At 66.3% G+C, this 24,717-nt stretch carries 22 protein-coding genes; 4 read left to right on the forward strand and 18 right to left on the reverse strand.

What is annotated here, in order from left to right:
- Positions 1-192: 192 nt before the first annotated feature.
- A complete protein-coding gene (locus tag QX108_RS07940; protein WP_172134578.1) occupies positions 193-669 on the forward strand; it encodes an Lrp/AsnC family transcriptional regulator in 477 nt (158 codons plus the stop codon).
- Between the two features lie 14 nt (positions 670-683).
- On the opposite strand, the gene QX108_RS07945 is transcribed toward QX108_RS07940, so the two are convergent.
- The 7 genes from QX108_RS07945 to QX108_RS07975 all read right to left on the reverse strand — a co-directional run bounded on the left by QX108_RS07945 (position 684) and on the right by QX108_RS07975 (position 8,996).
- The gene (locus tag QX108_RS07945) at positions 684-2,339 is read right to left on the reverse strand and encodes an ABC transporter ATP-binding protein (RefSeq protein WP_315779949.1); all 1,656 of its coding nucleotides are present in this window, start codon (positions 2,337-2,339) and stop codon (positions 684-686) included.
- Positions 2,340-3,194 (reverse strand): ABC transporter permease, encoded by an 855-nt coding sequence (locus QX108_RS07950; protein WP_315720853.1) that lies wholly within the window; start codon positions 3,192-3,194, stop codon positions 2,340-2,342. It abuts the gene before it with no gap.
- A complete protein-coding gene (locus QX108_RS07955) occupies positions 3,191-4,141 on the reverse strand; it encodes an ABC transporter permease (RefSeq protein WP_315779946.1) in 951 nt (316 codons plus the stop codon). The genes QX108_RS07950 and QX108_RS07955 overlap by 4 nt, the downstream gene beginning before the upstream one ends.
- 85 nt (positions 4,142-4,226) lie before the next feature.
- Complete coding sequence (locus tag QX108_RS07960) at positions 4,227-5,834, reverse strand: ABC transporter substrate-binding protein (RefSeq protein ID WP_315779944.1); 1,608 nt, start codon at positions 5,832-5,834, stop codon at positions 4,227-4,229.
- Positions 5,835-5,885: 51 nt separating this feature from the next.
- Positions 5,886-6,605, reverse strand: a complete 720-nt coding sequence (locus tag QX108_RS07965) for an HAD-IA family hydrolase (protein ID WP_315779942.1) — start codon at positions 6,603-6,605, stop codon at positions 5,886-5,888.
- A gap of 158 nt (positions 6,606-6,763) precedes the next feature.
- On the reverse strand, positions 6,764-8,140 hold the full coding sequence (locus QX108_RS07970) for an aspartate aminotransferase family protein (protein ID WP_315779940.1): 1,377 nt from the start codon (positions 8,138-8,140) through the stop codon (positions 6,764-6,766).
- A gap of 13 nt (positions 8,141-8,153) precedes the next feature.
- Positions 8,154-8,996: a GNAT family N-acetyltransferase gene (locus QX108_RS07975; RefSeq protein WP_315779939.1), complete on the reverse strand. Its 843-nt coding sequence runs from the start codon at positions 8,994-8,996 to the stop codon at positions 8,154-8,156.
- A 167-nt stretch (positions 8,997-9,163) separates the two neighbouring features.
- Between QX108_RS07975 and QX108_RS07980 the strand changes: the two genes are divergently transcribed.
- Positions 9,164-9,832: a haloacid dehalogenase type II gene (locus tag QX108_RS07980; RefSeq protein WP_315779937.1), complete on the forward strand. Its 669-nt coding sequence runs from the start codon at positions 9,164-9,166 to the stop codon at positions 9,830-9,832.
- A 14-nt stretch (positions 9,833-9,846) separates the two neighbouring features.
- A complete protein-coding gene (locus QX108_RS07985) occupies positions 9,847-11,121 on the forward strand; it encodes an FAD-binding oxidoreductase (protein ID WP_315779935.1) in 1,275 nt (424 codons plus the stop codon).
- A gap of 21 nt (positions 11,122-11,142) precedes the next feature.
- Here QX108_RS07985 and QX108_RS07990 read toward each other — a convergent pair whose 3' ends face one another.
- Positions 11,143-12,066: a glyoxylate/hydroxypyruvate reductase A gene (locus QX108_RS07990; protein WP_315779933.1), complete on the reverse strand. Its 924-nt coding sequence runs from the start codon at positions 12,064-12,066 to the stop codon at positions 11,143-11,145.
- 198 nt (positions 12,067-12,264) lie between these two features.
- On the opposite strand from QX108_RS07990, the gene QX108_RS07995 reads away from it, so the two are divergent.
- Positions 12,265-13,152, forward strand: a complete 888-nt coding sequence (locus QX108_RS07995) for a GNAT family N-acetyltransferase (protein ID WP_315779931.1) — start codon at positions 12,265-12,267, stop codon at positions 13,150-13,152.
- A gap of 45 nt (positions 13,153-13,197) precedes the next feature.
- Here QX108_RS07995 and QX108_RS08000 read toward each other — a convergent pair whose 3' ends face one another.
- The 10 genes from QX108_RS08000 to QX108_RS08045 form a co-directional block, all read right to left on the reverse strand.
- The gene (locus QX108_RS08000) at positions 13,198-14,706 is read right to left on the reverse strand and encodes a glycerol-3-phosphate dehydrogenase (RefSeq protein ID WP_172113344.1); all 1,509 of its coding nucleotides are present in this window, start codon (positions 14,704-14,706) and stop codon (positions 13,198-13,200) included.
- Complete coding sequence (locus tag QX108_RS08005; protein ID WP_315779929.1) at positions 14,703-15,464, reverse strand: class II aldolase/adducin family protein; 762 nt, start codon at positions 15,462-15,464, stop codon at positions 14,703-14,705. Before QX108_RS08005 ends, QX108_RS08000 begins: the two co-directional genes overlap by 4 nt.
- A gap of 15 nt (positions 15,465-15,479) precedes the next feature.
- Positions 15,480-16,520 (reverse strand): 2-hydroxyacid dehydrogenase, encoded by a 1,041-nt coding sequence (locus QX108_RS08010; protein WP_315779927.1) that lies wholly within the window; start codon positions 16,518-16,520, stop codon positions 15,480-15,482.
- The gene (locus QX108_RS08015) at positions 16,513-18,093 is read right to left on the reverse strand and encodes an FGGY-family carbohydrate kinase (RefSeq protein ID WP_315779925.1); all 1,581 of its coding nucleotides are present in this window, start codon (positions 18,091-18,093) and stop codon (positions 16,513-16,515) included. Before QX108_RS08015 ends, QX108_RS08010 begins: the two co-directional genes overlap by 8 nt.
- 2 nt (positions 18,094-18,095) lie before the next feature.
- The gene (locus QX108_RS08020; RefSeq protein ID WP_315780561.1) at positions 18,096-19,205 is read right to left on the reverse strand and encodes an ABC transporter ATP-binding protein; all 1,110 of its coding nucleotides are present in this window, start codon (positions 19,203-19,205) and stop codon (positions 18,096-18,098) included.
- 15 nt (positions 19,206-19,220) lie between these two features.
- Positions 19,221-20,324 (reverse strand): ABC transporter ATP-binding protein, encoded by a 1,104-nt coding sequence (locus QX108_RS08025; protein WP_315779923.1) that lies wholly within the window; start codon positions 20,322-20,324, stop codon positions 19,221-19,223.
- Between the two features lie 6 nt (positions 20,325-20,330).
- Positions 20,331-21,188: a carbohydrate ABC transporter permease gene (locus QX108_RS08030; protein ID WP_315720867.1), complete on the reverse strand. Its 858-nt coding sequence runs from the start codon at positions 21,186-21,188 to the stop codon at positions 20,331-20,333.
- 12 nt (positions 21,189-21,200) lie between these two features.
- Complete coding sequence (locus tag QX108_RS08035) at positions 21,201-22,127, reverse strand: sugar ABC transporter permease (protein ID WP_315726252.1); 927 nt, start codon at positions 22,125-22,127, stop codon at positions 21,201-21,203.
- A gap of 103 nt (positions 22,128-22,230) precedes the next feature.
- Entirely contained in the window at positions 22,231-23,670 is a 1,440-nt protein-coding gene (locus QX108_RS08040; protein WP_315779920.1) for an extracellular solute-binding protein, read from the reverse strand.
- Between the two features lie 36 nt (positions 23,671-23,706).
- Positions 23,707-24,696: a sugar-binding transcriptional regulator gene (locus tag QX108_RS08045; protein WP_315726254.1), complete on the reverse strand. Its 990-nt coding sequence runs from the start codon at positions 24,694-24,696 to the stop codon at positions 23,707-23,709.
- Positions 24,697-24,717 lie beyond the last annotated feature (21 nt).

Here is a 24,717-nt window from a genome sequence, read left to right on the forward strand (position 1 = left end):
CACGGGAGAATCCGGATTCGACAGCCGGACGGCATTTGATTCTGCTGCCGCCCACGCCAGCGGCGTATTGTTTTGCATCGTATAATCCGGACGACGCGGCCTCATTCTTGCTTTACGAAACTTCCGATGGCCCAAGCACAGAATTTTCTGCTGTAATGGACCAGGACGCGTCATCACACGGACCTTCGCTGCATGAAGCTCGATCGCATCGACATCAAGATCCTGCACGAGTTGCAGAAGAACGGCCGGGTCACCAATGTCGAGCTCGCCGAGCTGGTCAACCTGTCGCCGAGCCCGTGCCTGATGCGGGTGAAGAAGCTACAGGCCGAGGGCTATATCGAGGGCTATTCGGCGCAGATCTGCGTCTCCAAGCTCGGCCAGACGCTCACCGTGTTCACCGAGGTCACGCTGAAGAACCACCGCCAGATCGACTTCGCCCGCTTCCTCGCCGCGGTCGAGAAGATCGACCAGGTGATCGAGTGCCATCTCGTCTCCGGCGGCTACGACTACATGATGAAGTTCGTCACCGCCGGGATCGGCGAGTACCAGACCATCATGGAGCGGCTGACCGACATGGACATCGGCATCGAGAAATATTTCAGCTTCGTCGTTCTGAAGTCGCCGATCGTCAAGCCCTATTTGCCGCTCACCAGCCTGTTTCAGGTGTAGCGCGCACTGCGCGCTCAGCGCTGGCAATATTCGCGGACCTGCTCGGGATCCTGGCGCAGATTGTCGAGCCACGCCGGATCGAGCTTCGGCACCGACGACAGCAGCAGCTGCGTGTAGGGATGGCCCGGCCTCGCCATGGCTTCAGGCGTGATCTGCTCGATCTTGCGGCCGCGATACATCACGACGATGTCGTCGCAGATTGCCTCGACCACCGACAGATCGTGGCTGATGAAGACGTAAGCGAGATCCAGCTCGCGCTGCAGCTCCTTCAGGAGATCGATGACCGCCGCGGCCACCACGGTGTCGAGCGCCGAGGTGATCTCGTCGCAGACGATCAGCTTGGGATCGGCGGCAAGCGCCCGCGCGAAGTTGACGCGCTGCTTCTGTCCGCCGGAGAGCTCGGCCGGACGGCGCAGCCGCAGGGCGCGCGGCAGCTTCACCATGTCGAGCAGCTGATCGATGCGCGCGCTGCGCTGCTTGCCCGCCATGCCGTGATAGAACCTCAACGGACGGCCCAGAATGTCCTCGACCGTCTGCGCCGGATTGAGCGCGGTGTCGGCATGCTGGAACACGATCTGGACCTGGCGCAACTGGTCCGGGCTGCGGCTTCGCGCGCTACGCCCGAGCTCGCGCCCGTCGAACACGACCCCGCCGGCGAACGGAGGCAGAATGCCGGCAATGGCCCGCGCGAGCGTCGACTTGCCGCAGCCGGATTCGCCGATGATGCCGAGATTGCGTCCGCGCACGACCCGCAGGCTGACATTCTCGACCGCCAAGATCGCGGGCCTGCCATCCGAGCGCAGCGGACCGTAGCCGACCGACACCTCGTGGACCTCGAGCAGCGCCTCGGCCGTCGTGGCGGATGTTTCGGGTCGAGATCCATGATGTGGCGCCACGGCGGCCAGCAGTTGCTGCGTGTAGGGATGTTGCGCGCGCGCGAGAATGTCGGCGGTCGTGCCGGTCTCCTGCACCTCGCCGTTTCTCAGCACCACGATGCGGTCGGCGATCTGGGCGACGACCGCGAGATCATGCGACACGTAGATGCCGGCGATGCGGTTCGCCGAGATGACCGACTTGAACGCGCGGAGCACCTCGACCTGAGTGGTGACGTCGAGCGCCGTCGTCGGCTCGTCGAAGATCAGCACCTTCGGGCTGGCGATCAGCGCCATGGCGGCGGCGAGCCGCTGCAACTGGCCGCCGGACACCTGGTGCGGATAACGATCGCCGATGCTGTCCGGGCTGGGCAGCGACAGCGCGCGGAACAGCGAGACCGCCTTGGCGCGCGCCTCCTCGATCGGCATCACGCCGTGGATACGCACGACCTCGATGACCTGGTCCATGATCCGGATCGCCGGATTGAACGCCGCGGCAGCGCTCTGCGGCACATAGGCGATCGTGGCGCCGCGTACCGCGGCCCTGCCCTTCTCCGGAAGCGTCACCATGTCGACGCCGTCGACCACGACCGAGCCGCCGACGATCTTGCAACCGGCGCGCGCATAGCCCATCAGGGTCATCGCAATCGTGGTCTTGCCGGAGCCGCTCTCGCCGATCAGCGCGACGATCTCGCCCTCGGCAATGTCGAGACCGACGCCCTTGATGATCTCGATGGTGCGGCCGGAATCGGTGGTCGCCTCCACGACGAGATCGCGGATCTGTACGAGGCTCCCCATCTAGGACGCCTCCCGGTCGCGGATCTTGGTCGGGAGATTGTCGATCAGCAGATTGACCGCGATGGTCAGGCTCGCAATCGCGAGCGACGGGACGATCACGGCCGGCGCGGCATAGGGAAGACCGCCGATGTTCTCGCGCACCAGTGCGCCCCAATCGGCATAGGGCGGCTTCACCCCCAGGCCGAGGAAGGACAGCCCCGACAGCAGCAGCACGATGAAGACGAAACGCAAGCCCAGATCGACCATGACGGGCCCGATGATGTTGGGCAGGATCTCCGCGCGGATCAGATAGAACAGGCTCTCGCCGCGGATGCGGGCCACGACGACGAAATCCATGGTGTTGATGTTGACCGCAAGGGCACGCGCGAAGCGGTAGGCGCCGGGAATGTAGATCACCGCCATCGTCACGATCAGGACGGGAATCGACGAGCCCACGGCGGCGACGACGACGAGGCTGAACAGCTTGCTCGGGATCGAGTTCAGCGCATCGAGGAAGCGGCTCAGCACCATATCGACGGCGCCGCCGGTGATCGCGGCGATCATCCCGAGCGTCACGCCCGACACACCGGCGATGATCACCGCCGCAACGGAGATGCCGAGCGTATAGCGGGCCCCCATCAGGATGCGCGAGGTCATGTCGCGCCCGAGATAATCGGAGCCGAGCCACAGCTCCCGGCTCATGGGGCCGAAATAGTCGGTGTCGACGATGTCGCCGATCGGGTGCGGGATGATCGCAGGCGCCGCGAACGCCACCACGATCCAGAATGCCACGATCAGCGCCCCGGCGACGCCGACCGCATTGATGCGGTAGCCGAAACGCGGCCTGCGCGGGGTGGATGTCACGGCGCTCGTCATCGCAGCCTCGGATTGGACAGGATGGCGATGATGTCGGCCGTGGTGGTCAGGAGGAGATAACCGAAGCAGAAGATGATGGCGCAGCTCTGGATCAGCGGCAAATCGCGCGTCGAGACCGCGTCGACCATCAGCTTGGCGATGCCGGGATAGTTGAAGATGGTCTCGACGATGATGACTCCACCCAGGAGATAGGACAATGACAGTGCCACCGCATTCACGATCGGCCCGAGCGCATTGGGCAGGGCGTGGTGCAGCACGAGCCGGCCGCGCGAGGCGCCCTTCAGCAGCGCCATCTCGACATAGGGCGTATTCAGGGTCTCGATCACCGCCGCCCGGCTCATCCGGATCATCTGTGCCGAGATCACCACGGTGAGCGTCACGACCGGCATCGCATAGGCGCGCGCGAAATCATAGGCGGTGCGGATCTCGCTGGTGAACGACACCGCCGGCAGCCAGTTGAGATAGACCGCAAACAGCAGCACGGCGAGCGTCGCGATCATGAACTCCGGAACCGAGACCACGCCGATGACAGCGATAGTGAGGCAGCGATCATACAGCGTGTCACGCAGCATCGCCGCGGTGATGCCGAGCGTCAGCGCGAGCGGCACCGAAATGACGGCGGTGAGGCCGGCCAGCTTGAGGGTGTTGACGAGCCGCCCAGAGATCAGCTTCGCGACCGGCATGTTGTTGGCATAGGAGACGCCGAGATCCCCATGCACCACGCCGGCGAGCCAGCGCAGGAAGCGGAAGATCGCGGGATCGTCGAGATGCATCGCCTTGCGCAGGCCCTCGACCGCTTCCGGGGTCGCGGCCTGGCCGAGCAGGATGGTCGCGGTGTCGCCCGGCAGCATCGCGGTGGCGAAGAACACGGCAAATGAAACAATGATCGCAGTGACCAGCGCGATGGCCAGCCGGGCAAGGACGAGTGAGCCGATCCGATGTTTCACACTGGGCGTCCGTGAGCCTGATCAGACAATAGCCATCGCACGGACGCCGGTCGGAGTGACCGACGTCCAGTGTCTGAGGCCGCATTCACGAATCGAGCCAGACATACTCCGCGAAGGCATAGCCCATCATGCCGCCGAGCGGGCTCGGCTCCAAGCCCTTCAGCTTGGACGAGGTGGCGTCGATGTTGGAGATGTAGGCCGGAATGATGGTGCCCGCCTCCTCCGCGATCATGGCCTGCATCTCGGCATACATCTGCTTGCGCTTGGCCTGGTCGAGCAGGCCGCGAGCCTCCATCATCATCTTGTCGAACTTCTCAGACTTGTAGCGGCTCTCGTTCCACGGCGCCTCCGAGGCGTACAACAGCGAGAACAGGATGTCCGGCGTCGGCCGCGGATTGATGTTGCCGAAATGGACCGGCGCCTTCAGCCAATAATTGTCCCAATAGCCGTCGGACGGGACGCGCTGCACGTCGAGCGTCAGGCCGATTGCCGCAGCGGAGGCCTGGATCACCATCGCCATCTCGATCGCGGAGTTCGCGGCCTCCGAGGCAACGACCGGGATCGAGGTGCCGAGCACGCCAGCCTTCTGGAACAGCGCTTTCGCCTTGTCCGGATCGAACGGCTTCGGCTTGAGGTCCGGATTATGAAAGAAGTTGGCGGGAGAGACCGGCTGGTCGTTGCCGACGACCCCGAAGCCGCGCAGCACAGATTTGACGATCTGCTCGCGGTTCACGAGGTGCTTCACGCCATCGATGAAGTCCTTCTTGTTGCCCGGCGCCATGTCGAGGCGAATGTTGAGGTCGGTGTAGTTGCCTGTCGTCGACTTCGACAGCGCAATCCCTTCCTTGCCCTCGATCAGCCGGAGCGAGCGCGGATTGATGCTGGCCGCGAGCTGAATGTCGCCGGACAGCAGCGCGTTGACGCGTGCATTCTCTTCCGTGATCGCGATGAACTCGATCTGGTCGAGATACGGGCCGTCCTTGAAATAGTTCTTGTTGCGCACGCCGATGGAGCGCACGCCGGGCTCGAAGGCCTCGCGAACGAAGGCGCCGGTGCCGTTGCCCCTGGAGAAATCGGTGGTGCCGTCGGCCACGATCATGAAGTGATGCAGCGCCAGGATCATCGGCAAATCGGCGTTCGGGCTCGCCAGGGTGATCTCGACCGTGGTCTTGTCGACCGCCCTGAAGCCGGTCATCTGCGCCGCGATCTTCGCCACCTTGGAGCCGGTGGCCTTGTCGAGGTGCCGCTTCAGCGAGAACACGACGTCGTCGGCCGTCAGCGGCTTGCCGTCGTGGAAGGTGACGCCCTTCTTGAGCTTCACGGTCCAGGTCTGCGCGTCCGTCGACTCCACGGAGTCGGCGAGCTCCATCTGCGCCGCGCCGTTCTTGTCGAGCGTGGTCAGCCGATTGTAGAACGAGCAGCAGCGGACATAATCGGTCGAGAACGAGGCCTTGGCCGGATCGAGCGTGTCGGCCGTCGAGGTCGACCAGCCCGCCGCCTTGATCGAGCCTCCCTTCTTCGGCGTCGCCGCGAAGGCGCGCTCGGCGTGGCCCAGGATGGTGCTGCCGGCAGCGAGCGCGACGCCGTTCGCGAACATCATCTTCAGGAGATCGCGGCGCGACGCGCCACGCCGGATCGCCGCCTCGATCAGCCCATCGTCACTCGCCGTCCAGTTGGTGATCCCGTTGCTCATGTCATCCGTCCCCTGTTTGCGATCCGGCAGAATGCAGTCGTCAGCAGCGCGTCATGTCGCAGGCACGTGGTCCACCGCGTCAGCCAGCTCGGCCATCGAGTGGAAGTGGAAATCTGGCTTGATGAAAGAGGCAGGCGCGATCGTGCCGCCATAGCCCTGCTTGTCGTGGCGCCGCTCGATCCAGCAATTGGCGATGCCGAGCTGCCGGGAGATGCCGATGTCGTGATACTGGCTCTGCGCGACGTGCAGAATCTGCGACTTGGCACCGCCGTCGCGTTCGATGTAATCGAACACTTGCGTAAAGAAGACCGGGTCCGGCTTCTCGGTGCCGGTGTCGTCGACCGTGAACGTCGCGTAGAACGGCGCCCCCAGCTCGCGCTCGAAATGATCCAGCGCCCAGCGCCGCGCATTGGTCATCGCGATCAGCCTGTAACGCTTGGCCAGACGCGCCATCGCAGCAGCGCTATCGGGAAACGCCTGCCAATGCTTGGCGGACTCGCGGAAGCGCTCGCCAAGTGCCGCCTGCCTGGGCAAGCCCAGCTGCGGCGCAATGACGTCGTAGACACGCACGAGGTCATCGGGAAAACGATCGGCATCCGCGGCATAGCGTGCAGCGCGGTACAGCCCGAGCGCCTGCTCGCCATCGATCTGCGTCCCGAATTCAGCCGCAATCTCGCCCAGGCTGGCAACGATCCCGCCTTCGAAATCGATCAAGGTGCCGACCACGTCGAAGGTCAGATACCTGAATTGGGCGAGATCCATCCTGCACATCCTGCTCTGCGACGACTGCTATCTGCTGGTCTAGTGTGGAGCCGGGTTCCGGCGAAAACTTCCGAATTGCAGGGACCCGACGGCACAAAATTGCGAAGTGGAGCACGCGCCGACATATCGGCGCTGCTGCACAGGCGGCGATCTGCCCGTGCCCGCTTTCACGGCATGGCCTGCCGCACGTCCGGATCGGCCAGGGTCTGGTCGAGCGTCCGTGCGGTCCGCTCGATGATGGCATCGATATCGGCGTCGCTGCAGCACAGCGGCGGCGCGTAGCCGAGCACGCCGGTCGGGAAGGCGCGAATGACGAGCCCGTTGGCCCAGGCCCGATCGAAGATGCGTCGCGACGGCTCGGCTATGGCCGGCAGCGGCGTCTTCTTCTCCTTGTCGACCACGAGCTCGATGGCGGCCAGCAGGCCGCGGCCGCGAACCTCGCCGACCAGCGGATGATCCTGCAGCGCACGCAGCCCCGCCATCAGCCGCGCGCCGGCGCGCCGGCCATTCTCCAACAATCCGTTCTCATACAGATCGAGTACGGCAAGACCGACGGCCGCGCTCACCGGATGCGCCGAATAGGTATAGCCATGTCCCACGGCCGCCGCCCCTGCCCCGTCAGCGATCACGCCGTAGACATGATCGGACATCAGCACCGCACCCATCGGCACGTAGCCGGAGGTCAGCCCCTTGGCCACGGTCATGAAGTCCGGGACGATGTCGTCGTCGGTGCAGGCGAACAGCGGCCCGGTGCGGCCGAAGCCGGTGATCACCTCGTCGGCGACGAACAGGATGCCGTGGTGCCGGCAGCGCTCGCGCATCGCCTTCGTCCAGCCGTCGGGCGGCACCAGCACGCCGCCGGAGCCCTGAATCGGCTCGGCGTAGAATGCGGCCACCCGCTCCGGCCCGCCGATTTCGGCGATCTTGGTCTCGAGCGCGGCCAGCGATGCCGCGATGACAGCCGCAGGATCGCTGCCCACCGGATTGCGGTACGCGTAGTGGGAGGGGATCTTGTGCTGCCAGTTGAGCGGCACGCCGAAATTGGCATGGAAGGCGGGCAGCGCCGTCAGGCCGGCGCCGACCGTCGACGAGCCGTGATAGCCCTGCTGCAGCGTGATGAACTGGTCGCGCTGCGGCTGGCCCTTCACGTGCCAATAGTTGTGAATGAAGCGCACGGTGCTATCGACGGCATCAGAGCCGCCGAGCGTGAAGTAGACGTGGTTGAGATCGCCCGGCGCGCGCTCGGCGAGCGCGGCTGCCAGCCGGATGGCCGGCTCGGAGGCGAGACTGAAGTAGCCGGTGGCGTAAGGCAGCTCGCGCATCTGCTTGGCGGCCGCCTCCACGATGCTCTCATGACCGTAGCCGGCATTGACGCACCACAGCCCCGCGAAGCCATCGACGAGCTGATGACCGGAGGCATCGGTGACGACAGCCCCCTTGGCCGAGGCCAGCACGCGCGCGCCGGATGCCTCGTGTCCACGATAGGACGCGACCGGATGCACCAGATGGGCGCGGTCGAGCTCGATGAGCGAGTTGCTGAGCATGATGATCTCCGGTTCAGCCGAATGCCTGGCTGGCCAATGCAAATGACATCGCTGTCGGCGGGATCGCGGCGCCGATGGCCGGGCGGCGCATGACGATGCCGCCGCCGACATCAGCCAGGCCGAGGCCGGCCAGCCACGGCGCGAGCCCGGTCTCGGTCCCCGTGTCGAGCCGGATGAAGTCCCCCTCGCGCCCGGCGAGAAAATGCGCAATCAGCGCCTGCGCGTCATCGAGCGCGGGCGCGACCACAGGACCGATCACGAAGCCACGGCCGAAGCGGCGCAGCATGGCGAAGCCCGCGATGCGGCCGTCTCGTTCGAGCACCGCGACCTCGCCGATCCCGGCGAGACGCACAACCAGATCCCTGCGATCCGCCCCGAACGCCGCCGCATCGAGTGCAGTGAGTGCGCCGAGATCGTCGTGCACGGCCGCGCGGACGCGCTCCGTTCGTGCGATCGGCAGTCGGAGATGTCCCTGATGCTGGACGATCTCGCCGGTCCGGCGGAAGCCGAGCTTCTCGTACAGCGGCAGGCCGTCCGCGGTGGCGACGAGTTGCAGCCGCCGGTCACCGGCAAGCGTCAGCGCCTCCAGCATCAAGCGCCGTCCGAGCCCCTGCCCACGCTCGCCTTCATCGACGATGACCATGTTGACGGTCCCGGCGTCGCCACCGTAGGGCGTCATCAGCACGGTGCCGATCACGCGCCCATCCGCGGCAACGGCAACGCACCCCTTGCTGACGGTGAGCGCGACCTGCCAATCCTCCCGGCGATGCGGCCAGCCGGCCTGCTGCGACAGCCGCGTCGCAGCCTCGAGATGCTCCGGGCTGAAAGCGGTGAGCGTTGCAGCGGCGGAAATCATGTCTGCACTCCTGTTCGGCATGGAGTCTGGGCGAGGCACACCCGGCAGATCATCTGAAGGCGCCGACGCCCACGACATCTTCCGCCGCAAAATCAGGGCAAAGCCGCATCTTATGCTGGCGCCCCCGCCTATCATCAGGGCCGAGATCATGACCGGCATGAGGATCCATGAGCCGCTTTCGCCCGAAATATGTGACCTTCGACTGCTACGGCACGCTGATCAATTTCGAGATGGCGAAGGCCGCGCGCGATCTCTACGGCGCAATCCTGTCCGAGCCGGCCATGACCGAGTTCGTCAACGTCTTCTCGGCCTATCGCCTCGACGAGATCCTCGGCGCGTGGAAGCCCTATGCCGAGGTGGTCGGCAATGCGCTGGCGCGCAGCTGCCGCAGGATCGGGATTCCCTACAAGCCCGCGGACGGCGAGATGGTGTATCAGCGCGTGCCGACCTGGGGGCCGCACCCGGACGTGCCGGCGGGCCTCGCCAAGGTGGCCAGGGACATCCCCCTCGTCATTCTCTCCAACGCCATGACGGCGCAGATCCCGTCCAACGTCGCCAGGCTCGGCGCACCGTTCCATGCCGTGTTCACCGCCGAGCAGGCGCAGGCCTACAAGCCGCGGATGCGCGCCTTCGAATACATGTTCGACATGCTCGGCTGCGGTCCGGAGGACATCACGCACTGCTCGTCCTCGTTCCGCTACGACCTGATGACGGCGCACGATCTGGGCATCAAGAGCAAGGTCTGGGTCAATCGCGGCCACGAGCCGGCCAATCCCTATTACGGCTACACCGAGATCAGGGACGTCTCCGAACTGCCCGGCGTGTTCGGTCTCTAAGCAGAGTGCCTGCGATGAAATATGTCTCCTACTGGCGCGACACCGCGACCGCTTTTGCCGGCGGTCACACCGGGCCCGTGGAGGGGCACTACGACGTTGCCGTCATCGGCGGCGGCTTCACCGGACTCGGTGCCGCACGGCAGCTCGCCAAGGCCGGCGCCAAGGTGATCGTGATCGAGGCTGATCAAGTCGGCTCCGGCGCATCGGGGCGCAATGGCGGCCATCTCAACAACGGGCTGGCGCACAGTTATCTCGCCGCGAAAGCCGAGCTCGGGACCGAGCGCGCGATCGCCCTCTACAAGGCGTTCGACGACTCGATCGACACGCTGGAGCGCCTGATCGCGGAGGAGAACATCGCCTGCGATTTCCGTCGCTGCGGCAAGCTCAAGCTCGCCTCGAAGCCGGGGCATCTCGATGGGATTGCGCGGAACTTCGAAGCGATCAACCGCGAGGTCGATGCGGATACGGCACTACTCACGGCGGAAGACCTGACATCCGAGATCAGCTCGCCGTTCCATGGCGGCATGCTGTTCAAGAAGAGCGCGATGATGCATATGGGCCGCTTCGCAGCCGGCCTGGCCTCGGCTGCAACCCGCCATGGCGCCGTCATCGTCGAGCAGGCCGCCGTCACCGAGCAGGTGCAGGAGGCCAAGGGTTTTCGCCTGACCACGGCCAAGGGAACGGTGCGCGCCGAGCAGGTGCTGCTCGCCACAGGCGCCACCACGCCGTCGGCCTTCAGCTATTTCCGCCGGCGGATCATCGCCGTCGGCAGCTTCATCATCGCCACCCGGCCCCTGACGGAGGCCGAGGCGTCGTCGGTGCTGCCGGGCAACCGCACCTATGTCAACTCGATGAACATCGGCAACTACTTCCGCCTGTCGCCGGACAATCGCCTGATCTTCGGTGGCCGCGCGCGCTTCTCGGCGACATCGGATCAGCAGTCCGACGCCAAGAGCGGCGCCATCCTGCAGGCGGCGATGCTGAGAATGTTCCCGCAGCTCGCGGGCGTCGCGATCGACTATTGCTGGGGCGGCCTCGTCGACATGACCGCCGACCGGTATCCGCGCGCAGGCCGCCAGGACGGGCTATGGTACGCGATGGGCTATTCGGGCCATGGCGCGCAGCTCTCGACCCATCTCGGCATGATCATGGCCGACGCGATGCTCGGCCGCGCCGATAAGAACCCGATGAAGGACGCCGGCTGGCCGGTCGTGCCCGGCCATTTCGGCAAGCCTTGGTTCCTGCCGCTCGTCGGAGCCTACTACAAGACGCTGGACTGGATTCGCTGAGCCGTGGCGGTGCGCCGGTCATCAGTAGCCGCGTCGGCGGTCGACGAGACCGACCGGCGCAAGACCCGCGCGGTGCCGCTTGATGTTCTCGGCCACCGCGAGCGCTGCCGATTCCGGCTGCGTGACGCTGGCGACATGCGGGGTGATCAGGACACGCGGATGCCGCCACAGCGGATGATCTGCGGGCAGCGGCTCCGGATCGGTCACGTCGAGCACCGCGCCGGACAAATGGCCGGTGTGGAGCGCGGTGAGCAACGCCGCCTGATCGAGCTGGGCGCCCCGCCCGGCCTGCACCAGCGCGGCGCCGCGCGGCAGCTTCGCGAGCAGCCCGGCATTCAGCAGACCGCGCGTCTCGTCCGTCAAAGGCAGAAGACAGATCAGGATGTCGGTCGTCGCCAGCATTTGACCGAGCCCGTCGGCGCCGTGATAGGTGGTCACCCCGTCGACCGTACGCGGGCTGCGACTCCATCCGGACAAGGGAAATCCGAACGGTTCAAGCCGTTGCAGCACGGCCTGCCCGAGCATGCCCAGGCCGAGCACGCCGATGCGCCGCTGCTGCGCCTGAGGCTGCGCCATGGCCCGCCACTGCTGCTGTCGCTGCTGATCGAGATAGACCGGCCAGCTCCGATGCAACGCCAGCACGGCCAGCGTGACGTATTCCTGCATCATCCTGACGATGCCGTCCTCCACCATGCGGACGATCTTGACCTGTTCGGGCACCGCCGCGGCGTTGAACTGGTCGATGCCGGCGCCGATCGAGAACAGGATCTCGAGATTGCGATAGATGCCGAGATCCGGCGGCACCAGCCAGCTGATCATGTAGCGGACGTCGTCAGGATCGGCTTTGGCCGGGTCGATTTCGAACGGGAGGTCCGGCAGCTCGCGCGCAAGGACCTCGCGAAAGATCGCGCCGCGCCGGGCATCCGAGTTGAACAGGAAGGTCATGGCCGTCATTCCGAGCGGGCCGGCCGGACCGATCCGGCCTCGCCCACATCCGTCATGCTAGCGGCGCGGAGCATGTATTCCATGCCGAATACGGACGAGGATTGAGTGGAATGTTGCGCGGATCTGTCCGAAAAACATCGATGCGGCCGCCTGAGGCCGGCATCAACGGCGCGGAAGCGACCGACAGGGAAGACGGACATGGATGATCCCAGCGTCGAATCTCGCGCCGTCGACGTCTTCGAGATGCGCCTGGCCGATATCGAAACGGTCGACGTCGCGCAACTGCTGGCGTTGTCGATCGCGGTCCGCTGGCCTCACCGCGCGGCGGACTGGCAGTTCATGCGCGGTCAGGGACGCGGCCTCGTCGCGCTCGACGAGATCGGCCGCGTCTGCGGCTCGGCGATGTGGTTTCCCTACACCGAGACGTTTGCCGCCGTCGGCATGGTCATCACCTCGCCTCGCCTCCAGGCGCTCGGCACCGGCAGCTGGCTGATGGCGCGCGTGATCGCGGAATGCGGCGGACGCGCGCTTCGGCTCAATGCCACCAACGCGGCGTATCGGTTGTACAGCTCGCTTGGCTTCCAGCGCGAGCGCACCTTGTACCAATGTCAGGGCAAGGCGAACGGCGCAGCCGCGAGCCCGGTCGCGACCGAGGGCGTCCGGCTGCTGGCGGAGGCCGAGCTGCCATCGGTGATCGAGAATGATGCCCAGGCCTATGGCGTGGCGCGAGCGAAGCTGATCACCGCTCTGTTCCAGCGTTCGCAGGGCTATGGCCTGTTTCGAGCCGGCCGGCTCGCGGCGTTTGCGCTGTGCCGGCCACTCGGACGTGGGCACGTGATCGGGCCCGTCGTGGCGTCGTGCGACACGGACGCGATCGCCGTCATCGCTCCGCATGTCGCAGCCCATAGCCGCCAGTTCCTGCGCCTCGACACGCACAGCGAGGGCGACGAATTCCGCGCCTTCATCGCCGGCGCCGGCCTCGCGCTCCACGATACGGTGACGACGATGTCGTTGCGGCCCCACGGAGCCGAACCGCCGACTGGCGGGTCGACCTGCTATGCGGTCGTGAGCCAGGCATTCGGCTGAGGGACGGCAGGCCCGTCGCTGTCGGCTCCAGATTCGCCGGATGGATCAGAGCCCCGCCTCGAACGCCTCGCGCTCGGCACGGCTCAGGTGCAGGCCGTGCTTGGTGCGTCGATCCAGGATATCGGCTGCCGTGACTGCCCATTCCCGCTCGCGCAGATAGGTCAGCTCGCGCTCGTAGAAGGTGCCGCCGAAATGGCGGCCGAGATCGTCGGCACAGCGCGCCGAACCGAGCAGGTCGCGCGCGCACGTGCCGTAGAGCCGCGCGTAATGCGCGACGGCCTTCCGCGGCAATCCCTGATACTGCGCGGCGAGATCTTCGAGGAACTGCTCGAACGATGCGCCGATGTCGCCGCCGGGAAGGCAGGCGCCCGCCGTCCATGCCGGTCGCATCTGCGGAAACCATGGCGCAAGGCGCTCGAGCGCCTGCTCCGCGAGCCGGCGGAAGGTCGTGATCTTGCCGCCGAAGATCGACAGCAGCGGCGGCTGGTCGGAGCCGCCATGCACCTCGAACACGTAGTCTCGGGTGACCGCGGACGGATTGTCAGCGTTGTCGTCGTACAGCGGCCGCACGCCTGAAAACGCGTGAATGATGTCGGCCTTGCCAGGGGCAGCGCGGAAGTAGCGGTCGAGCACGGCCAGAAGATAGTCGATCTCGCCGCCCTCGATCGCGACGTCCTCGGCACGGCCATCATGCACGATGTCCGTGGTGCCGATCAGCGCGAGATCGGTCTCATATGGGTTGACGAAGATCACGCGGCGGTCGGTGTTCTGCAACAGATAGGCCTGCGAGCCGCTCCAGAACTTCGGCACGACGAGATGGCTGCCCTTCACGAGCCGCACATGATGGGCAGAGTTGAGGCCGGCGACGCCCTGCACCACGTCCTGCACCCAGGGACCGGCCGCATTGACCAGGGCCCGCGCGCGGGCGATCTGCACCTCGCCGCGCTCGGAGCGCATCTCCAGCCGCCAGCAATCAGCTTCGCGTCGCGCGCTGACCGCGCGGGTGCGCGGAAGGATCGTCGCGCCGTTCCGCGCGGCATCGACGAGATTGAGGATGACGAGCCTGGAATCGTCGACCCAGCAGTCCGAATATTCGAACCCGCGCCGGAATTCAGGACGCAGCGGCGCGCCCTCCGGCTCATGCGCGAGATCGACGTTGCGGCTCGCCGGCAGCTGCTTGCGGCCGCCGAGATGGTCGTAGAGAAACAGCCCGGTGCGCACCAGCCAGGCCGGGCGCTGCTCCGGCGAGTGCGGAAGCACGAAGCGCATCGGCCAGATGATGTGCGGTGCCGACGCCAGCAGCACCTCGCGCTCGATCAGCGCCTCGCGCACCAGCCGAAACTCGTAGTATTCGAGATAGCGCAGGCCGCCATGGATCAGCTTGCCGGAGCGTGACGAGGTGCCTTGCGCGAAATCGTCCTTCTCGCACAGCAGCACCTTCAGGCCGCGGCCGGCGGCATCACGGGCGATACCAGCGCCATTGATGCCGCCGCCGATCACGGCGAGGTCCAACAGACCGTGATCGGTTCCGCTGCGTGAGACCGTCCCGTTCATCGCGCGCTGCTGTGCTTCTTCTCAGGTCTGCGACCAACAGCAGCGGCGCGCGTCTTCGGTGCCGGCTTCGCTGGGGTCTTGGCGGACTTCGCCGCTTTGACCTTGGGCTCCTGCAGCCCATAGGTGGAAAAGCCCTGCGCCGTCTCGGCGATCTCGGCGTCGCCGAGGATGTGCGGCTGGCCGAGCGCGAGCGACAGGTAATACTGCTTCGCAATGGTCTCGAGCTCGACCGCAAGCCACATCGCCTTGTCGAGGTTGGCACCGACCGCGATCATGCCGTGATTGGCGAGCAGGCAGCCGTTGCGTCCCTCCAACGCTTCCAGCGCCAGCTCCGAGAGCTCGGCCGTGCCGAAGCGCGCATAGCCGGCGCAGCGGATATCCGTGCCGCCGAACGCCGCCATCATGTAGTGGCAGGCCGGGATCGACTTGCGCGCGATGGCGAGCACCGTGGCGTAGGTCGAATGGGTGTGCACGACGCCGCCGACATCGGGGCGCCCCCGCATGATGTCCAGATGAAACCGCCATTCCGTCGACGGCTTCAGCGGGCCGTCCCAGGAGCCGTACTCGCCGTCGAGCGGCATCGATGCGATCATCTCGGGCTTCATCGAGTCATAGGGCGTGGCCGACGGCGTGATCAGCATGCGATCCTTGTAGCGGGCGGAGATGTTGCCCGAGGTGCCCTGATTGAGACCCGACGCGTTCATCCACCGGCACTTGGCGATGATGCTCTCGCGTAGCTGTCGTTCCTCGCGATTCATTTGAAAGACCTTTCGTCAGCAGGGATTGAGCGGCGGCTCGCCGGCGAGATAGCGGCGAACCTCTTCGGCCGCCTGGTCGGCGGCAAAGGTGACGGTGCGCACCGAGGCGCCGGCGATATGCGGCGTCAGCGTGACGTTGGGGAGCTGCAGCAGCGGCCAGTCCGGCGGCGCGGGTTCGACCGCGAAGGTGTCGAGCATCGCGCCGGCAAGCCGCTGCGAGCTGAGCGCGTCATAGAGCGCGTCGTAATCGACCAGCGGGCCGCGCGCCGTATTGATCAGGATCGCGCCCGGCTTGATCTTCGCCAGCGCCTCGCGATCGATGAAGCCGGTGGTCTCCGCGGTCACCCGGGCGTGCAGGCTGATGACGTCGGCCCGCGCCAGCAGCTCGGAAAGCGCGACATGCTCGACGCCGTCGCTGCGGTCCTGCGCGCTGAGCTGGACGTAGGGGTCGGTCACCAGGATCCTGCAGCCGAACGCCTTCAAGAGCTTCACCACGCGGGTGCCGATCGCGCCATAGCCGACGATGCCCACCGTCATCTCGCCGAGCTCGCGCCCCGTCCGGTCGGCGCGGTAGAGATCACCGCGCCAGTCGCCGCCACGCATCGATTCATGGCCGCTGCGAATGAGCCTGGTCTCCGCGAGCATCGCGCCGATGGTGAACTCGGCCACCGCGCTGGCGTTGCGTCCGGGTGTGTTGACCACGAGCACGCCGTGATCGCGCGCCGCCTGCATGTCGACATTGACCGGGCCGCCGCGCGAGACCGCGATGAATCTGAGGCTCGGCAGCCGCTGCAGCATCGCGCGCGAGATCGGCGCGAGATGCGTCACCAGCAGAGGCGCTTCGCCGATGAATGCGGCGAGCTCATCCGGATCGCCCATGAACTCCTTCAGGCCGTCGAGCTTGGAGCCGGCATAGCCGTGCTCCATCGGCTCGTCCGGCCAGGGCTGCTCGAGCATGCGGATGTCGATGGCATCGCCGCAGATGGCGGTGATGCGCTCGGCGAACACCGAGGGCAGCATGAAGCGGTCGCCGATGATGGCGATGGAGCTAGACATGATTGGCTCCTGCACGCTGGGCGGCGAGTTGCCTCCACACCGGTCGCGCGGCAAGACGCGCTTCGACATAGGCCGGAAACAGCCGCGCATAGCGTTCCGCGAGCACCGCATCCGGCGGCTGCGGCTCATCGAGATACGGTCCCACCCATTCCTCCGCGCAATCCATCATGTCCGGATAGAGCCCCGTCGCGACGGCGGCGATCATCGCGGCGCCCGAGGCGCCGGCTTCCTCGCGACGGCAGACCCGGATGGTGCTGCCGAGCACGGCCCCCAGAATCGTTCCGAGCGCACGGCTGCGGGCGGCGCCTCCCGTCAACCGGATCTCCGTCGGCAGTGATCCCATCGCCGCGTAGCAGTCGCGTGCCGCGAAGGCCAGTCCTTCCATCACGGCGCGCATCAGATCCCAGTAGCCATGACGGGTGCGCAGGCCGATCAGCTGCGCCGAAGCCTCGTGGGACACGAACGGCCCGCGCTCGCCGGCGTCGGAGATGAACGGATGATAGAGCAGCTCGCCGGCCTTGGCCGCGAGCACGCGCTCATCGAGGCGCCGGATCAGATCGTTGCGCGACCGCGCGATGCCTTCCATCGCGAGCACGCCGCGCGCGACATCGAGCAGCCAGTCGATGTTCAGGGTCGCCGCCATCGTCGACTGCATCTGCGCGTAGTGACCCGGCGCGGGGAACGGCATGGTGTAGCCGGTTGCCTCGGCATTCAGCTTGACGTCATCGGCCGATATTGCAAGCCGCATATGCATCCCGGTCGAGCCGATGATGGTGCAGCCGACATCCGGCGAGGGATCGTAGAGTCCGCCGCCCAGCGCGTTGCAGATGACGTCGACATAGCCGAGCGACACCGGCACGCCCTCGGGCAAGCCCGTCTCCGCCGCCGCAGACGCGGTCAGCGCATGCGTCGTCACCACGCCATCGACGACGTCGGGAAACAGGCGCGTCGACTCCGAGATGCCGATCAGTCGCGCCGCTTCATCGTCGAAGCAGCGCCCGCGGAAATCGCCGCAGGAGAACGCGGCCTCGGACGGATCGGTGGCGCGCGCGCCGGTGAGCTTGAAATAGAGCCAGTCCTTGCAATGGAAGACGGTGCTGGCGCGCACCAGCGTCTCGGCATCGTGCGCCTGAAGCCAGGCCAGCTGCGGCCCCTGCTGGCAGGCATTGAGCCCCGACCCGGTGCGCCGATAATGCGCCGTGTTGTGCTCACTGCCGCGGAAGGACTCGACGAAGCCGGCCGCGCGGGAATCGAGCCACAACAGAGCGGGCGCGACGGGACGGCCGTCGGCGTCGATCAGCCAGGTGCCGTCGCCCTGCCCGGTCACGGCGATCGCTGCGACCCGGCGGGAGATGTCCGGCAACGCGGCCGCAATCCCGCGCAGGGCCGCGACCGTGTCGCTCCAGGTCCGGTTCATGTCCTGCTCGACGCGGCCACCGGGCGACGTCGTGTAGCTGTTGGGAATCGCGAAGTCGCCCAGCTGGCGGCCGTCCCGCGCGAATGCGACTGCCTTGATCACCGACGTCCCGGCGTCGATGCCGATGATCACGTCGCGGGTCGCCGAGGACGCCATGTTCAGCGTGCCTCCGCGTGGCGAACGCAGACGCCGTCAGCGCCGAAGATGTGGAGATGGCGCGACTCCAGCGCGCACGGCACGATGTCACCGGGCCGCGCGGCGACCTTGCCCGACGTCACGGCGACCAGCAGATGCCCGGCGCATTCGCCCGCGATGTGCGACTGATCGCCGAGCCACTGGTTGGAGACCACGCGCAGCCGCGCCTCGCCGCTGCCGATCGCGATCCGCTGCGGCCGGATGCCGACCTTGATCCGGTCGCTTTGCACCAGTGCCTGCTGGGCGGCAACGTCCAGCGTCTGCCGGGGAACATCGAAGGCAAGATCGGCGCCCACCGCCAGCCGAAAGCCGCTGTCCTCCTGCGTCACGGCCGTGTCGAGCAGGTTCATCGGCGGCTCGCCGATGAAGCTCGCGACGAACAGATTGGCCGGGCGGTCCTTCAACTCGCGCTCCCCGGCGAACTGCTGCAGCACGCCATCCTCCATCACGGCGATGCGGTCGGCGAGTGCGCTCGCCTCGGTCTGGTCGTGGGTGACGAAGATCGCGGTCATGCCGCGCTCGGCCAGAAGGCCCTTGATGCGGCCGCGCAGCACGGCGCGGAGCTGCGGCTCGAGCTGCCCCATCGGCTCGTCGAGCAGATAGAGGTCGGCATCGCGCACCAGCGCGCGCGCCAGCGAGACCCGCTGCTGCTGGCCTCCAGAGAGCGCGCGGGGATGATGATCGAGAATGTCCTCGATCTCGACCAGACGGGCGATGCTGTCGACGCGCTGCGCGATCTCGGCACGCGACAGCTGCTGGGCCTTCAGCGCGAACGCAATGTTCTCGCGCACCGTGAGCGGCGGATACAGCGAATAGCCTTCGAACGCCATCGCCACCTTGCGCTTGGCCGGCGGCAGATCATGGATCGGTCGCTGCGCCAGCGCGATGGAGCCCGCGCTCACGCTCTCGAAGCCCGCGATCATGCGAAGCGTGGACGTCTTGCCGCATCCGGACGAGCCGAGCAGCGCGACGATCTCGCCCGACCTGACGTCCATGTCGAGCGCGCGCACGGCGTGGACCGGCGGCTTGCCGCGGCTGTGATAGATCTTGTCGACGTTGCTGATCTCGAGCATGCCCATGTCAAACCCTCACGCGGCCTGCCGGCGCGGCGGTTGGCCGATGCGCTCGCCGCTGGCATGGTCGAACAGCAGCGCCGCCTCCGGCGCGAACCGCACGAATACGTCATCGTCGGCACCGGCCTGCAACGCCTCGGGAGCCATTGCGGCCAGCCATTCCGAGCCGTCGGCGAAGCGCAGCAGCACCACTGCCCGCTCGTGGATCGGCGTGACCGCCACGATGCGTGCGGGGATCGCGCCCTCGCCGCCTTGGCGCGCCACCATGACATCGTCAGGCCGCACCCCGAGCCAGCAGCGCGCTCGTGCGTCGGATGGCAGGCCGTTGGCATCGAGCCGGATCTGGGTTCCGGCCACGGTCGCCGTCAGCCGACCCTGCTCGGCGACCGGCGCGACCTCCAAGAGATTGATGCTGGGATCGCCGAACAGCCGCGCCACCGCGACCGATGCCGGCCGGGCATAGATCTCCTCCGGGCGCGCCACCTGCACGAGCCGGCCATTGATCAGCACCGCGATCCGGTCGGCGATCGCCATCGCCTCGCGATAGTCCTGCGTGACGTAGAGCACCGCGGCAGAGCCTCGGCGCAGCAGGCTCGGCAGCTCCAGCCGCATCTCGTAGCGCAGCTTGGCGTCGACGTTGCGCAGAGGATCGTCGAGCAGCAGCACCTCGGGATTGCCGATCAGCGCGCGGGCGAGCGCCGTGCGCTGCTTCTGGCCGTTGGACAGTTCGCGCGGCCTGTGGCCGAGCACATGATCGATCTTCAACAACCGGCTCATCGATGCAATCTTGGCCGCGATGTCGCTCGCCCCGGTCGCGCGCAGGCCGCTCGCGATATTGTCGCGCGCGCTCATGTGCGGAAACAGCGCGAAGTTCTGGAACGCCATGCCGATGCCACGCTGCTCCGGCGGCGCGTCGACGATCGAACGGCCGCCGACCAGGATATCCCCCGCATCAGGCTCGAACATGCCCGCGATCATGCGCAGCAGCACGGTCTTACCGCTGCCCGACGGGCCGAACACCGCAACGATCTCGCCGGGCTCGACCGTCAGCGACACGCCCTTGGCGCAGCTGACGGCGCCGAAGCTCTTGTCGACGGATTTGAGTTCGAGACGCGCCATGGATGCTCAACCCTTCACTGCACCGAGCGAGAGACCTTCGACCAGATAGCGCTGCGCGTAGAGCGCGAGCAGCAGGGTCGGCGTCACCGACAGCACGATCGCCGCGGCGATCTGGCCGTATTGGATACCCGACGCCGTGACGAAGGCCAGCGCGCCGACCGTCACCGGCTGCTTGTCAGCGGAGGCCAGGATCAGCGCGAAGACGAAATTGTTCCAGCAGAAGATGAACGACAGCAGCCCTGCCGCAGCAATGCCGGGCCCCGCGAGCGGCACGGCGATGCGCGTGAACGCCTCGCGCCAGGAATGCCCGGCCAACCGGTAGGCGTGCTCGATATCAGGGCTGATGTCCTCGAAATAGCCGCGCACGATCCACAGGATCAGCGGCAAGGCGATCAGCTGATAGACCCAGACGATGCCAAAATAGGTGTCGTTGAGCCCGAGCTGCTGGTAGTAGAGCGACAACGGCAGCAGCACCAGGAGCGGCGGCGCGAAGCGGAACGACAAGAGCGTGAACGCGATGGTCTCGCCGAGCCGGAACTTGAAGCGAGCGAAGGCGTACGCCGCGGGCACGCCGAGCAGCAGCGCCAGGATGACGGACGCGCTCGACAGCACGAAGCTGTTCATCAGATTGCGCATGAACGAGATCTGCAGATTGCCGGCGGCAGTCTTGAGCTGCCCCGAGATCAGCGCCTCGTAATTGGCGAGCGTCGGCTCGAACAGGATGCGCGGCGGAATGCGCAGGATCTGCTCGTTGGTCTGGAACGACATCAGGAGGATCCAGGCGATCGGGAACATGAAGAACACGAGCACCATCGCCAGCGCAATGCCGCGGAAGATGCGTCCGGCGAGACTGGAGTGATCCATCGGCGACCTCCCTCAGGCGTGACCATGGGCGCGAGCGCGCAGCCGCAGCCAGTTCTTGATGAAGATGTTCGACAGGATATTGGTGATCAGCCACAGGATCATCAGCAGCGCCGCCGAACGTCCGACATTGGTGTACTGAAAGAACTCCAGATAGGCCTGGACCTGGAACACCATCAGCCGGTCCCCTGGACCGCCCTGTGTCATCGCATAGACGATGTCGAACTGCTGGATCGAGTCGAGCAGCCGGAACAGCGACGCCGTGATGATATAGGGCGCGAGCATCGGCAGGGTGATGCGGAAGAACACGAAGCTCGCCGGCACGCCGTCGAGCGCCGCCGCCTCGAACGGCTGCCGCGGCAGCGAGCGCAGGCCGGCCAGCAGCAGGATCATGATGAAGGGCGTGTAGACCCAGACGTCGACCAGCACGACCGTGAACAGCGCGGTCGACGGATCGGACGCCCATTTGAAGTCGTGGGCGCCGAGCAGCCCCACGAGATAGGACAGGATGCCGAAGCTCGGATTGGTCATCAGCTTCCACATCAAGGCGGCGATCGCCGGCGCCGTCATCAGCGGCAGCAGCAGCATGATCGAGACGGCGTTGTGGAAGCGCGTCGGCCGCCGCAGCAGCAGCGCGATGCCCAGGCCGAGCAGCAGCTCGGCGATGACGGTCACCGCGGTGTAGACGAGCGAGATGCGCAGCGTGTTCCAGAACGCAGGATCGGACAGGAAGTCGATGTAATTGTCGACGCCGATGAAGCCGCGCAGATACGGCAGATTGAGCCGGTAGCGCTGCAGCGAATAGATGGCGGCGGTGATGAACGGCACCAGGATGGCGATGCACACCAAGAGCGCCGGCAAGCTCAGGAGATACGGCAGCAGCCGCCCGCGCCAGCGTTTGGTGCGGCGCGGCGCCGCCTCGGTCTCGACAAGTTGGGCCATGCTCATGACAGGTGTGATCGCATCGTCGCGGGTATGGAGCCGGTCCGGACGCTTGTGGGGAGCGTCCGGACCGGTGGGCGGTCAGGGAGGTGCCGACGCAGCCTCAGCCGAGGCCGGCCTGCTTCAGCTGACGGTTGATGCTCTCGGCAAGCTTGTCGAGGCCCTCGTCGACGCTGATCTCCTTGGCCACCATCTTCTGCAGCGACGCCGCCCACTCCGTGGTGAGATCGAAGAACAGCGGCTGCGCCGTGAAGTAGATCTTCGCTCCGGGCGCCGAGAGATCGTGCTGCTCGAGATAGCCCGGATATGACTTGGCGATGCGGTCGCGGAACTCGCTGTCCTTCCATACGGAGGTGCGGACCGGATTGACGAAGTCCATCTTGCGCGCGCCGAACAAATCGTGCTCGACGGAGGCCGCCCATTGCATGAAGGTCCAGGCCGCGTCCTTCTGCTTGGAGAAGCTCGACATCGCCAGCGACCAGATCCAGACGTTCGGCGTCGGCGCCTTGGCGGCCGGATTGGCCGCGAACGGGGCGTAGCCGAGATTGCCGCGCTCCTTGTTCTCACCGCCGTTCATGAAGTAGCCGAGAATGTCGGCGTCGAAGATCATGCCGGAGGCGCCGGCGCCGAGATCGGTGCCGACCTGGTACCAGGTGTAGGTCGACCAGTTCTTCGGACCCGAGCCCTGGATCATCTTGACCCACTTCTCGTGGAAGTCCTTCGAGGCCTTGGTGTTCATCGCGGCCTTGAGCTTGCCGCCCTCCATCACGAAATCCTTCTGGCCGAAATTCGCGTAGGCCGACAGGAAGCCCGGATGGATGGTCGCCCAGGAGCGCGAGCCGCGCACGCCGACGCCGTAGGGACCGCCGGCATCCTTGGTGATCTTGGCGGCGACCTCCAGCATCTCGTCGAGATTGCTCGGCGGCTTGACGCCGACCTTGCTGAAGATGTTGCGGTTATAGGTGACGTTGTTGAGCTCGTAGCCCCACGGGATGCACCACTGCTTGGCCTTGCCGGAGCCGAGCTCGGAGCCGGCGACGCCGTCCCAGGCGGTCGAGGAGCGCAGGCCCGGCAGCACGTCATCCCAGGCAAACGCCGGATTGGTCTTGGCCGGATCCTTGATGTAGGCGTTGAGGTCCTCGATCCAGCCCGCCGGACCGTAGGTCCAAGTCATGTAGGCGCCGGTCATGAAGGCGTCGTACTGATCCGACTTCGACGACAGCGCCGCGGTCACCTTGTCGAAATAGACGTCCTCGGGGAAGATGTCGTAGGTGACGTTCATGCCGCTCAGGCTCTTGAACGCCTCGATGTCGCCGATCATCGCATCGACGTACGGATGCTTGTTCAGCAGCAGCTTGACGGTCTTGCCGCTGTGGGCCTTCCAGTTGAAGTCGGCGGCCATCGCCTTCGACATTGCCGAGGCGAAGGCGGCATTGGCGGCGGCGCCGGCGATGCCGAGCTTGGCGGCGCCGTCGAGCAGATCACGCCGGCTGATGCGTTTGCCGGCGTAGGACGCAAAGAGATTCTTCTCACGATCGTGCATGTTACCCTCCCTTTGTTTTTGTAGAGATTGATCGCGTTACCTGCCCTTCCGACTTTTGTTTTTGGAGTGACCGGATGTCTTCTCCGGCTTGTCGGTAGATAGTGCCTGAGCGGTCACCTCATCGATGATGAGGCCGTTCAGGAAGCCGCTGCGCAGCACCGCGCGCAGCGCCGTGATCTTCGCCCCGCCGCCGCCGATGGCGACGATGCGGTGTTTCTTCAGCTCGCTCGCCGCCATCGAGGTCGCGCGTGCGGAGAGATCCAGATCGAGCAGTTCGCCGTCGGCATTGAAGAAATGCCCGAGCAGATCGGCGCAGGCGCCGGCGCGCTTCAGCTCGACGACCTCGTCCGGCTTGATCATGCCGCTCGACACCAGGAAGCCGTCGGCGTGGATCTGCCCGATGCCGACGAACAGCAGCGAGGCCTGCTGCGCCAGCGCGAACACGTCGGCGATACCGAACTGCTGCATCAGGACGCGGCGGTCGGCCACCGAGTTGGCGAACACGGGAACGGGCAGCAGATAGGCCTCGGCGCCGGTGCGCTCGGCGAGACGGTGGATGACGTCGAACGGATTGGCCGCGAATTTGCGCGTGAGCCCACCGAGCAGCGAAACGAACTGCACGCCGCGCGCGGGCGTCTGCGGCAATTGCGCGACGACGGCCGCGAGCGTGCGGCCATGGCCGACGCCGATGATCTTGTCGTCGCCACGCTCCAGCACCTGGCGCAGGAAGCTCGCGCCCTCCAGCGCCAGCGCCTTCAGCGGCAGATCGCCCTCGCCGAGGTCCGGCGCGACGCGGCAGAAATCGAGGCCGTAGCGGTCGGCGAGTGCATTCTCCAGCGCGACGCATTCGGCGACCGGCCCTTCCACGAAGACGCGGATCATGCCCTCGCGGCTGGCGCGCGCGATCAGCCGGTGCGCCTTGGTGCTCTGGATGTTGAGCCGGTCGGCGACCTCCGACTGTGTCAGCCCGGCCGCGAAATACAGCCACGCCGCGCGCGTTGCGAGGGAGGCCTCGCCGTCCACCATGGGCGCCCTGTCGGAAGCTGT

Source organism: Bradyrhizobium sp. SZCCHNR1002 (assembly GCF_032381435.1).
GTDB classification, from domain to species: Bacteria; Pseudomonadota; Alphaproteobacteria; order Rhizobiales; family Xanthobacteraceae; genus Bradyrhizobium; species Bradyrhizobium aeschynomenes.